10 protein-coding genes are annotated in these 11,835 nt (G+C 70.8%); 7 read left to right on the top strand and 3 right to left on the bottom strand.

What is annotated here, in order from left to right:
• Positions 1–369 precede the first annotated feature (369 nt).
• Positions 370–972, bottom strand: coding sequence for a hypothetical protein (locus KY469_01640; GenBank protein ID MBW3661774.1), 603 nt, complete (start codon positions 970–972; stop codon positions 370–372).
• A gap of 72 nt (positions 973–1,044) precedes the next feature.
• Between KY469_01640 and KY469_01635 the strand changes: the two genes are divergently transcribed.
• Together KY469_01635 and KY469_01630 are read left to right on the top strand one after the other, a co-directional pair.
• Complete coding sequence (locus KY469_01635; GenBank protein MBW3661773.1) at positions 1,045–1,830, top strand: thioesterase family protein; 786 nt, start codon at positions 1,045–1,047, stop codon at positions 1,828–1,830.
• Between the two features lie 296 nt (positions 1,831–2,126).
• Positions 2,127–3,278 carry a sigma-70 family RNA polymerase sigma factor gene (locus KY469_01630; GenBank protein MBW3661772.1) on the top strand — a complete coding sequence of 384 codons (1,152 nt, stop codon included), beginning with the start codon at positions 2,127–2,129 and terminating at the stop codon, positions 3,276–3,278.
• 64 nt (positions 3,279–3,342) lie between these two features.
• Here the strand turns inward: KY469_01630 and KY469_01625 are convergent, their stop codons facing one another.
• Positions 3,343–5,010 carry a hypothetical protein gene (locus tag KY469_01625; GenBank protein ID MBW3661771.1) on the bottom strand — a complete coding sequence of 556 codons (1,668 nt, stop codon included), beginning with the start codon at positions 5,008–5,010 and terminating at the stop codon, positions 3,343–3,345.
• A 244-nt stretch (positions 5,011–5,254) separates the two neighbouring features.
• On the opposite strand from KY469_01625, the gene KY469_01620 reads away from it, so the two are divergent.
• A complete protein-coding gene (locus tag KY469_01620) occupies positions 5,255–6,397 on the top strand; it encodes a sigma-70 family RNA polymerase sigma factor (GenBank protein MBW3661770.1) in 1,143 nt (380 codons plus the stop codon).
• 9 nt (positions 6,398–6,406) lie between these two features.
• On the opposite strand, the gene KY469_01615 is transcribed toward KY469_01620, so the two are convergent.
• Positions 6,407–7,084, bottom strand: coding sequence for a SpoIIE family protein phosphatase (locus KY469_01615; GenBank protein MBW3661769.1), 678 nt, complete (start codon positions 7,082–7,084; stop codon positions 6,407–6,409).
• 154 nt (positions 7,085–7,238) lie between these two features.
• On the opposite strand from KY469_01615, the gene dacB reads away from it, so the two are divergent.
• From dacB to KY469_01595, 4 genes are read left to right on the top strand one after another with little or no spacing between them, the layout of a single operon-like run.
• Positions 7,239–8,759 (top strand): D-alanyl-D-alanine carboxypeptidase/D-alanyl-D-alanine-endopeptidase, encoded by a 1,521-nt coding sequence (gene dacB, locus KY469_01610; protein ID MBW3661768.1) that lies wholly within the window; start codon positions 7,239–7,241, stop codon positions 8,757–8,759.
• An 18-nt stretch (positions 8,760–8,777) separates the two neighbouring features.
• On the top strand, positions 8,778–9,917 hold the full coding sequence (locus KY469_01605; GenBank protein ID MBW3661767.1) for an NAD(P)/FAD-dependent oxidoreductase: 1,140 nt from the start codon (positions 8,778–8,780) through the stop codon (positions 9,915–9,917).
• 15 nt (positions 9,918–9,932) lie between these two features.
• Entirely contained in the window at positions 9,933–10,388 is a 456-nt protein-coding gene (locus tag KY469_01600) for a peroxiredoxin (protein ID MBW3661766.1), read from the top strand.
• Between the two features lie 43 nt (positions 10,389–10,431).
• On the top strand, positions 10,432–11,835 hold the full coding sequence (locus tag KY469_01595) for a sigma 54-interacting transcriptional regulator (protein MBW3661765.1): 1,404 nt from the start codon (positions 10,432–10,434) through the stop codon (positions 11,833–11,835).

Raw genomic sequence — 11,835 nt, 5'->3', positions numbered from 1 at the left:
GCGCACGGAGCCGCCCCGAGATCCCCCGAACCCTGGACAGACGTCGGTGACCTATCTACGTTCCGGCCTGCTGATCGGGACCACTGCGGAGGGACCGAGAGGCAGGATCGGGAGACGAGGTACCGAGATCGACCCGATCCGGCACCGTGGTGGTGGGCCGTTGATCGGCCGCTCACCTCCGGGTGGGAGGTCGTGAGGTCCACGACCGACCGACGGGTGCGGTACCGCCCGGCGGAGAGACGAGGATCGCAGTCCGACGTCTCGACCTGGTGGCGACAGACCGCGAGGTTCGAGCCACTGAACCGAGGCCCCGGCGGCGCGCGAGCGTCACCGGGGCTTCGGCCTTTGGCGACGCTGCATCCGCCGCGTTCACGGCACCGGGGACAACAGCCAGGGGCCGGTCAGGTCGAGGTAGCGCGGGTGATCGAGCAGGTCGCGCCATTCGGCGAGGATCCCCGCGAGTTCGCCCGTCGGCTCGTCCCGTTCGCCTCGTCGCGCCTGCTGTTCGTCGGTGAAGTAGACGACCTGGGTCATGCCGCCGTCCTCGTGCCGCGCGATGGTCATGCCGATGATCTCGGGCCGGTGTCGGGGGAGCAGGGCCTCGAGTTCGCGGGCCAGTTCGTTCTGGCGGTGCGGGTCGGCGACACCAGCTCGGATCACCTGGACGAAACCCGCGTCGTCGCTCCCGCCGGCCAGGTAGATCTCGGTGTCGGCGCAGTCCCGGAAGGTCACGGGGCTGGTGAACAGCGGCTGGGTGTCTCGCCACCACGCGTCCTGCTCGGGGCGGACGCTGGTGGCCTGTGCGTCGGCGGTCGTCGCGAAGCGCACGATGATGATCGCGTCGTCATCCGTGGTGACACCCGCCGTCGTGCCGAGCCATCCCGAGGGCGCGAGGTCGGCCACCCAACGGTCGAGCTGCTGTCGCAGCGCCGCGGCATCGTCGACCCGTCCCTCGATCACCTGGGTGAACACGTCACGGCTCCCGCACGGCACCCGTGAACTGTCCCGCCCTGGGGGAGGCAGGTCAAGAGTAGGGTTCGGCAGATGACCGACGCCTTCTTCGTACCCACCGACGAAGGCTTCCGCGCGACCGAGCACGCACGTGGGCCGTGGGATCCCGACGCGCTGCACGGCGGCCCGCCGGCGGCACTCATGGGCCGCGCGATCGAGCAGGTCTCGGGGATCGAGGACGCGATCGTGGCGCGGTTCACGGTCGAGATCCTCCGCCCCATCCCCATGGGGCACCTGCGGGTCTCGGGCCGCGTCGTGCGCCCCGGCCGCAGCGTCGAGCTGTCCGAAGCGGAGCTGAGCGATGACCGAGGACCGGTCGCACTCGCACGCGCGTGGCGGATACGCACCGACCAGCTCGGAGACGAGGCCGACCTGCCCGACGACCCTCCGCCTCCACCGCCGGAGGCGGGCGCGGTGGCGCCGTTCTTCGCGCTGCCGTGGGATGTCGGCTACCACACCTCGATCGAGGCCATCTCGGTCGGGGGCGCCGCCGCGTTCGACGAGCTGGGGCCCGCCACCATGTGGCTGCGGGCCAGGTACCCACTGCTTCCCGACGAGCCGCTGTCGCCGCTCGGCCGTGTGCTCATCGCCGCGGACTCCGGGAACGGCATCAGCGCCTCGTTGCCGCTCGACCGCTGGATGTTCATCAACCCGGATCTGACCGTGAGCCTGCACCGCTACCCCGTCGGGGAGTGGGTCTGCCTCGACGCCCGCACGATCAGCGGGGCCCACGGGGTCGGGCTGGCCACCACCCGCATCGCCGACCTGGACGGCCACATCGGCCGCGGAGCCCAGTCGCTGCTGATCGCTCCGCGGTAGCGAGACGCTCCGCGAGAGGCGTGCGAGGGAGGCGCGCGCCTGGCGGACGGTGGTGGAACCCTCCTTGACCACGGTGCGTTAGAGCCGACGGGGAACAGCCCGGCATCCACGGGAGTTGTTCCTGTCGTGTCTCCCGTTCGACGGTTGTCGGTAGCCGGGGGTGCCCGTCCCAACGGTCGGGAACCCACCTTCCACCCCGTCCGACCCGGCGGGGGCTGCGCCACCGGTAGCGGTGCTGAGCACCGATGCTGGACCCCTGGGTACGACCGCGAGGCACCAGAGAGGATCGAACCGACTTGGCCGACACGCTGACCGAACCCCTCGGGAACGCTCTGACGGAGCTGTTCGACCGCGCTTCCGAGCGCGGTTATCTCCTCATGTCCGAGCTCGAGGATCTCGCCGCTCCGCTGGACGAGCACGACGACTGGGTCTCCGAGCAGGTCGAACGCGCTGAGGACCTGAGTCTCGTGGTCGTCGACGACGTCACCGGCGACGTCGAGGTCCCCGAGGTCCCCTCGCGGGGGCTGTCGCGCGACTCGATCCGCCAGTACCTGAACGAGGCCGCCCAGCACGAGCTGCTCACCGCAGAGCAGGAAGCCGACTTCTCCAAGCGCTACCAGGCCGGCGAGGCCGCCAAGGACATGCTCCGCAGCGGTGTCTCGTTCACCCCCGGCGCTCGCGCGACCCTCGAGCGCATCGTCAAGGAAGGTCAGCGAGCCAAGGACGAGATGGTCCGGACAAACCTGCGGCTGGTGGTGTCGCAGGCGAAGAAGTACGGCTCCCGTGACCTCGATCTGCTCGAGCTGATCCAGGAGGGCAACCTCGGCCTGATCAGGGCGGTGGAGAAGTTCGACTTCCGCAAGGGCTACAAGTTCTCGACCTACGCCGTCTGGTGGATCCGTCAGGCGATGCAGCGCGGGATCGCCACCAAGGCCCGGACCGTGCGCCTGCCCGTGCACGTCTGGGAACTCGGCGGGAAGATCCGGCGTGCGGAGCAGGACCTGCGTCGAGAGCTCGGCGAGGATCCGACCGAGGCGCAGCTCGCTGAGCGCGTCGACCTGACCGTCGAACGGCTCCGAGAGGTCCGCGAGGGTCTGGCCCGCGCGGTCTCGCTCGACAAGCCCGTCGGCGAGGATGGTGACGCTGCGCTGGGTGACCTCCTGCCGGACGACAACGCCGTGGATCCGTCGTGGTCCGCCGCAGCAGGCGACGCCCGAGCTCAGATCGATCGTGCCCTGGCCGGCCTCTCCGAACGCGAACGCACCATCCTGATGATGCGCTTCGGTCTGATCGATGGCGAGACGCGCACGCTCGACGAGATCGGGGACCACTTCGGCCTCACCCGCGAGCGGATCCGTCAGATGCAAAACGCGGCTCTCGCCAAGCTGCGTCACCCGGCCCAGAGCGACACGCTCGCGGGCCTGCTCGAGGCCATCGAGGCGGCTTGACGATCGAGCCACCAACGGAGCGCCCCGTCACCTCTCGGTGCGGGGCGTTTCGCGGTCTCCCGCGCTAGATGGTGACATCGTCGAGGTCGACGACCTCCCCCCGCCCGGCCTCCACCGGCACGGTTGGAAGGCCGGCGGGTCCGAACGCGACGAGCCACGGCTCGGTCTTGGGGCCGCCGAATACGGCTTCGGCCAGGTGCGGCCGCGTACTGGGGGGCGCGTGCAGCTCGAACCGTCCGTCCGCGCCGGCACGCACGACCTTCGTGACGGACTCCGGCACGAGGGTGCCCTGAGCCGTCGGGGTCTCGAACGACTTCGTGAGGGCCACCTCGGCGTCGGGAACGGGGTTGCCCGCCCCGTCCACGATCCGACCGGTGATGACCAGGTGGGAGGCGGGGTCGATGGCGCGGTGGGACCAGGTGATGAACGCCCCACGGTTGTCGCTGTACATCTGCGGGATGGTCGAGCCGTAGGGCCCGTGGAACTCCGTGCCGTGCTCGAAGGTGTAGATGATCGTGCTGGTGGCGGCGTGCCCCCAGTCGCGGCTGGTGCCCGACGTGGCGTAGAGGCTGAACGCCTGCTGCGGCCCGTAGCCGTTGCTCGCCTGCATCTCCTCGCCGATCTCGAACATCAGATCCCAGTCGGGGCTGCGCACCACGGCGGGGTTGCGGCCCCACGGGATCAGCATGATCTCGCCGTAGGTGTGATGCGTGATCGCGGCGATCGGGGTGTGCGCGAGGAACAGATCGCGGACGTTGTGGGTGACGGGTTCGGAGTACGGGGCGGTCCCGCGGTAGGTCTGCCCGACCTGGAGGTTCGAGGAACCCGCGTTGTCGCCCCACAGGAAGGGGTAGTTGCGGTTCAGGTCGATGCCGTAGGCGTCGGGGTTGTCGCGGTCCGTGGCGCCACCGTCGACGTTGACGCCACTGAACGAGCGCAGGTTCTTGCGCCAGTAGCTCTCCTGCCCGGAGATGCCCAGGGCCAACTGGCCCGCGTTGAAGACGTCGTTGGAGCTGTCCACCTGGACCGGCGACATCCGCGAGCGCACGAAGCCATCGGGGTTCACGCACGGGACGATGATCGTGCGGGCGTTGCGGACGATGTGGGTCATGTCCGGGTCGGTGCCGTGGCCCTCGAGGAGGTCGTGTGCCCACATGATCGGCATCTCGCCCGCGGGCCACTCGCGCGCGTGGTGCAGCCCGTCCATGTACAGCACCGGACGCCCGTCCTGACGGTCGACATCCTCGGCGATCTCGATGCCCCACAGCGTTCGTCCGACCAGCGAGGGGGTCGGCAGCTCGATGAGCCGCGCCAGCCCCTCGGGGCCGAACTGCTCGACGAGCGCCACGAGGTCGGTCCGGTAGTCGTCGACGATGCGGTATTCGTCGCGCTCGCCGGGTTGCGGGGCGATGGACCGACCCGGGTCGCGGCGTGCGTCGCGGAGCACGTCCGCGTCGAGGGCGTCGTAGGCGATCCCGGCGGCGTCGAGCGCGTCGGCGTCACCTGGCCACAGCAGGAACTCCCGCCCGCCGCCCACCAGGATGCGGTGCGTGTCGTCGAGCGTCGCCAGCATCGCCGCCTGGCGCCCCGACACGGGCCCGGGGACCCTGACCAGGTGCAGCGCAGGCGCGGATGGGGCGATGGACACGCGCCCGGGGGCCGCGGCGGCGAGGAGCCCCGCCCCGACCCCTAGAGCTCCGGCCTTCAGCAGTTCACGACGGGTGATGGACACGAGCGCTACCCCTCTGGAGACGACTGCGGGGGACCTTCGACACGCGGAGCCCGCGTCCCTTCCCACGGCGTACTGGAGACACGTGTCGGGCGGGCTCTAGGTGGATACCATCCGCGCACCCTGGGGCCGGTCGGCGGTCAGGGCCGCGTGGACGCCACGTCACGCTCAAGGCCCCTCACGTCGTCGCCGACGAACCCAGGAGCACGGGTGCCGGCCCACGGGCCATTGACGAGGAAGACCGCACGTGGCAGAGGTCGCGCCGCTCAGCGAGCTGTTCCAGCGTGGTGCCAGCCGCGGCTACGTGCTGCTCTCGGAGCTCCAGGAGCTGTTCGATCCGCTGAACCACGGCCCCTCGTGGGTCGATGACGCCGCCCAGGAAGCGCGCGACGCCGGTATGCAGATCGTCGACGACCTGTCGGAGGATGGTGAGCGCCCCGAGGCTCAGCCGCTATCGGCCTCGTCGGACTCCGTTCGCCAGTACCTGAACGAGATCGGTCGGACCGATCTGCTCACCGCGGAGGAGGAGGTCGACCTCGCCAAGCGCTACCAGGCAGGCCTGGCGGCGCGTGAGATCCTCAGCGACTCCGAGGTCGCCCTGGCGCCCAGCCGTCGTGCCCTGTTGATGCGGATCATGGACGGTGGCACGCGGGCCAAGGACCACATGATCCGGGCGAACCTGCGCCTGGTCGTGTCGGTGGCGCGCAAGTTCCGCGGTCGTGGCGTCGACCTGCTGAGCCTGATCCAGGAGGGGAACCTCGGACTGATCCGGGGCGTCGAGAAGTTCGACCACACCAAGGGCTACAAGTTCTCGACGTACGCCACCTGGTGGATCCGTCAGGCGCTCCAACGTGGACTGGCGAACACCGGACGGACCGTCCGCCTCCCGGTCCACGTGCACGAGCTGATGGGCAAGATCCGCTACGCCGAGTTCGCGCTCCTGCAGCAGCTCGGCCGCGAAGCCTCGGAGCGCGAGGTCGCCGACGAGCTCGGGCTCACGGTCGCGCGGTTGCGCGAGGTGCGGCTCGCCGCGCAGGACGTGGCGTCGCTCGACAAGCCCATCGGTGAGGACGGCGACGCGACCATGGGCGAGCTGGTCGCCGATGACGGCGCCATCAGCCCCGAGGAGTCGGCCACCGGTGCGCTCACGCAGAAGGAGGTGCTGCGGGCCTTGGGCGCCCTCACCGATCGGGAGCGGACCGTGCTGATGCTGCGCTACGGCCTCATCGATGGCGAGGAGCACACGCTCGAGGACATCGGGGCGCAGTTCGGGCTCACCCGCGAGCGCATCCGACAGATCGAGAAGAAGACCCTCACCAAGCTCCGTCACCCCTCCCGGGGCTTCCAGCTGCGCGGGCTGCTCGACTCGACCGCCGAGCAAGGGAACTGATAGGCAGGATCAGTCGACGAAGGCCACCACGACGGTGATGTTGTCCTGCCCGCCCCGGTCCAGCGCGGCGGCGACGAGGCCGTCAGCGGCCCCCTGTGCGGTCTCGGCCGTCCCCAGGACCTCTGCGATGCCCGGGTCATCGACCATGTCGGTGAGTCCGTCGGTGCACAGCAGGAGGCGATCTCCGGACTCGAGCGTGACCTCGAACAGCTCGGGTTCGATGCCATCGGACGAGCCGATCGCCTGCGTCAGTGACCGACCGGACGGGCTGGTCCAGACGTGGTCCACGGTCACCTGCGCCAGCTCGTCGCGGCGCATCACGTAGCAGCGGCTGTCCCCGAGGTTGGCCACGGTGGCGACCCGTCGGTCGGTCGCGACGTGGACGACGACCGCGGTCGTGCCCATCCCGTGGTGCGCGGGGTTCGCGCGTTCGTCGGCCAGGACGACGCCCTGCGCCTCGTGCAACGACTCCGCGATCATGACCGCCACGTCGTCGCTGTCGGCGAGCCGCTCGGCGCTGAGCAGCTCATCGAGCCGCTCCACCGTCATCCGGCTCGCCACCTCACCAGCGGCGTGACCTCCGAGGCCATCCGCGACGATGAGCAGGTGGCGTTCCGGGGCGCACAGGAACGCATCCTCCTGGCGTTCGCGGACCTTGCCGATGTCGCTCGCCGCCCCGGTGTCCAGCGTGGCCTCCTCGGTCGCGCGGGAACCTACCCCGACTCTGTTGGTCTACCGCCCTGCGGGCTACTTGAGACCGACTTGTTGGTCTACCGCCCTGCGGGCTACTTGAGACCGACCCCGGTGCGAGTCGGGAGCCCCTCGTTACACTCGCCGCCCCATGCGCTCCCACCTGCCCCTCGTGATCGCGACGACACTGGTCCTCGCACTCGCCCTGACCGCCGCGGTGGTCACGGGCGAGCCGACGATGGTCGAGGCCGAACCCGCGCTGGCCGCGGCCGGCCCGCTCGCGACCGAGCCACCCCCCACGACCGCACCCGAGCCGGCGTCCGACCCGACCCCAGCGCAGGCGCCCGCGGAGCCCGAGGGCCGAGACGCACTCCGCCGGAGCCTCTACGGGGCGATCAACGACCCCGGACTCGTCCCCACCGGACAGATCTCGCTCGTGGTGCTCGACGAGGCCGGTACGACCGTCGTCGACCGGCTCGGTGCCAGCGCGGTCATGCCGGCGTCGACGCAGAAGCTGGTGACCGCGGCTGCGGCGCTGCGCGGCTTGGGCGCCGATCACCGCTTCACGACCACGGCGCGCGCCGCCGTGCCGGTGTCGACGGGTGGCGCCATCGCCGGCGATCTCGTGATCCAGGGTGGCGGTGATCCCACCCTCGCGACCGGTGTCTTCTGCGCCGAGATCTACCCCGTCCGGCCGTGCACCCAGCTCGAGCAGCTCGCCGACGCGATCGTGGCGGCCGGTGTGGTGAGGATCACCGGCGCGCTGGTCGCGGATGGTCGCGCCTACGGCGGGGCGCCACTGGCCGAGGGTTGGACCGACGGCTACCTCGCCGACTTCGACGCGCGCCCCGTGGTGGGCCTGACCTCCGACGCGGCACTCGACGTCGTCGTCGAACCCGATGGCGACCTCGAGGTGCAGCTGTCGCCGGATCCCGCCCTGGCGACGGTCGAACGGCTCGCCGCGATGTTGGGCGATCGGGGCGTCAGCATCGCCGGAGGTGTCCGCGTCGGAGACGCCGGCCCCACCCCGGCCGTCATCGCCGAGCTGCACAGCCAACCGGTCTCGGAGCTGCTGGCCCACACCGTGCAGCGCAGCGACAACCACCTCGCCGACCACCTCTTCCACGAGCTCGGCCGGCGTCTCGTCGGAGCCGGGTCGTGGGCCGCCGGGGACCTCGCGACGAGACTGGCCCTCGGGGACCTCGACGTCGACTGGACGGGTGCGGTGTTGGCGGACGGATCGGGGCTGTCGCGTAGCGATCGTCTCTCGGCGCGGATGCTGGCGAGCCTCGACCGGCAGATGGGTGCTGGGGAGCACAGGACGTTGTGGCGCAGTCTCATGGCGGTGACCGGTGACACCGGGACGCTGCGTGGGCGCCTCCAGGGGACCCCTGCGCAGAGCCGTTTCGCCGGCAAGACGGGCACGCTCGCGGACGTCGTCTCGCTCGTCGGTACGGCCCACGGCCACGACGGGCGGACGTACCACCTGGCCGTGCTGGTCAACGGGCCGGGCGGGGCGGCGTGGCGTAACCAGGCACGACTGTTCTTCGACGAGGTCGTGCTGCTGCTCACCGAGGACCTCTACGGGTGCAAACGCACTGTGCACGAGTTGGTACCGGACGCCGCGCCGGATGCGGCGCCACCCCTGAGCTGGGTCTGTGCCGCCGCCTGACCGCCGTAGCCTGCGCACGTGAGGCACATCGACGTCGCCATCGTGGGCGCGGGGCCGGCCGGAGCGGCCGCCGCGTTGGCCGCGTCCGCCACCGACCCGTCCGCGCGGATCGTGCTGTTCGACCGGGCCGACTTCCCCCGCGACAAGGTGTGCGGCGACGGCATCGGACCCGAGGGGGCCGACGTCCTCGACTCTCTCGGTGCGTCGAGCGTGCTCGCCGATGCGTCCCCGGTGCACCGCATCCGGATCACGTCGCCCGACCGCACCACGGTGTTGCACACCACCGCCCGTCCTGGCTACGTCGTGCCCCGAGCCGTGTTCGATGCTCGACTAGCCGCGCTCGCGCTGGAGCGCGGGGCGGAGCTGAGCACCGTGCACATCCGCACGGTCGAACCGGACGGTGCGGTGGTGCTCCTCAACGGCCGCTACCGGGCACGGGTCGTCGTCGGGGCGGACGGGGCGAACTCGACCGTGCGACGCCAGATCGGTGGTCCTACCCAGCGTCGCGAACGCGTCGCGATAGCGATGCGGGGCTACGCCCACGCCCCGGAGGTACCGCAGGAGCTGGCCTTCGACTTCGTGGACGATCGCTGGCCCGCGTACGCGTGGTGCTTCCCGACCGGGACAGATCACGCGAACGTCGGGTACGGCGTGTTCGACTCGACCACCCTCGGCGCGCGCCGGGACCTCACGGAACCCATCGCCCGCCTGTTCCCGCACGCCATCCCGGACCCCGCGACGTTGCGGGCCCACCACCTGCCGCTGTCGACCCAGCGTCCCGAGCCCGCGTACGGCCGCGTGCTGCTCGCTGGGGACGCCGCGTCACTGGTGAACCCGCTGACCGGCGAGGGCATCTACACCGCACTGGTGAGCGGGGCGCTGGCGGGGACGGCCGCGATGCGATCTCGCGAGGATCCGGGCGGTGCCTACACGGAGGCGTTGCGGCGACGGCTCCGACGCCACCTCAGGCACGTCGGCCTGGCCGCGCGTGCCTTCCAGCACCGTCGCTCGGTGGACGTGAGCGTCCGTGCGGGCCGAAGCGATCCACGGGTGCTCGAGGACATCGTGGCGATGGGCCTTGGCACCGGCGGCGTCAGCGGGCGGATGCTCACCAAGCTCGGGGCGGAGCTGCTGCGCGTACCCTGGTCGGTGCACTGAACGAGGGGAGAGAGCGTGGAACCTGGCGACACCGTCCCGGACTTCACGGCGACGCTCGACGACGGAACGACCACGACGCTGACCGAGCTGCTCGCGGGCGGCCCGGTGGTGCTGTTCTTCTACCCCAAGGCGTTCACGCCGGGCTGTACCGCGGAGGCCTGCCACTTCCGCGACCTGGCCACGGAGTTCGAGGAGCTCGGGGCGCAGCGCTTCGGCATCAGCCGCGACGATCCCGCGACGCAACAGCGCTTCCGCGACGAGCACGCCCTCGACTACCCACTGATCGCGGATCAGGACGGGTCCGTCGCCAAGCTGTTCGGTGCGAAGCGGCTCGGCCCCCTGTGGAGCAAGCGTCAGACCTTCGTCATCGACACCGACCGTCGGCTACTGCACGCGATGTCGAGCGAGAGCGACATGGAGGCTCACGCAGACGAGGCCCTCGAGGTCTTACGCGAGAGCCGCGTCGGCTGATCGTGCCGCAGGTACCGTGCCCCCACCGACGGGACGGAGCGAGATGCCAGCGGCAACGACCCTCGCCGCCCTGGCTCGGTCGGGCTACCCCGACCGCAGCGTCAAGGAGGAGCTCCGCGCCAACCTCGTGACGCGCCTACGTAGCGGCGAGACCCTGCTGCCGGGGCTGGTCGGCTTCGAGGAGACGGTGCTGCCCGATCTGGAACGGGGTCTGCTGGCGGGTCACGACCTCGTGCTCCTCGGCGAGCGCGGGCAGGCCAAGACCCGCATCGTCCGCAGCCTCGTGGGCCTGCTCGACGAGCACGCCCCGATCGTCGCGGGCTGCGAGATCAGTTGTCACCCCTTCCATCCTTCCTGCGAGCGGTGCCGGCGACTCGCGATCGAGCGAGGTGACGAGCTCCCGGTCGAGTGGATCGGCCGCGACCGGCGCTTCAGCGAGAAGCTCGCGACTCCGGACACGTCCGTCGGCGACCTGATCGGAGACGTCGACCCGATCAAGGTGGCCGAAGGCCGGACGCTCGGCGACCCCGAGACCATCCACTACGGCCTCGTCCCGCGCACCAACCGCGGGATCTTCGCGATCAACGAGCTGCCCGACCTGCCGGAGCGCATCCAGGTCTCGCTGCTCAACGTGCTCGAGGAGCGCGATGTGCAGGTGCGCGGCTACAAGCTCCGGCTCCCGCTCGACCTCGTCCTCGTGGCAACCGCCAACCCCGACGACTACACCAACCGCGGCCGCATCATCAGCCCGCTCAAGGACCGCTTCGGCACCCAGGTCCGCACCCACTACCCCACCAACACCGTCGACGAGATCGCGATCATGCGCCAGGAGTCGCGGCCACCTCCGGGGGACGTCGACGTGCGCGTGCCGCTGTTCCTCGAGGAGGTCATCGCCGAGCTCGTGCGCGGACTGCGGCACAGCCCGCAGGTGAACCAGCGCTCGGGCGTCTCAGTGCGCTACGCCATCGGGGCGCGCGAGACCATGCTCGCCGGTGCGGTCCGTCGTGCCGTGCGAGCGGGAGAGACCCTGGCGGTCCCGCGCGTGGTCGACCTCTGGGCGGTGGTGCCGGCGGCACTCGGGCGGGTCGAGTTCGACACCCTGGACGAGGGACACGAGGACGAGATCGTCGGCAGGCTCCTGCGCCACGCGCTCGTCACCGTGTGGCGCCGGCGCCTCGGCGGCGCGGACGTATCCGGGCTGCTCGACCGCTTCGATGACGAGTTCACGGTCACCACCGCGGACACCCAGCCAGCATCGGACCTGCTCGCCCAGTTCGGCGACGGCATCCCGGGCCTCGCCAAGCTCATGCAGCGACTCGAGGTCGGGGCGGACGAGCCCGCCGGGGCGGCCAGCGTCGTCGAGTTCGTGCTCGAGGGGCTCCACCTCGGCAAGCGGCTCAACAAGGAACCGCTCGACGAGGGCTCGTGGCGCTTCGGGGCGGCCTGA

The sequence above is a fragment of the Actinomycetota bacterium genome, assembly GCA_019347575.1.
GTDB lineage: Bacteria > Actinomycetota > Nitriliruptoria > Nitriliruptorales > Nitriliruptoraceae > JAHWKY01.
The sequence above is the reverse complement of the archived record's forward strand: the minus strand, read 5'-3'. Positions and strand labels throughout refer to the sequence as shown.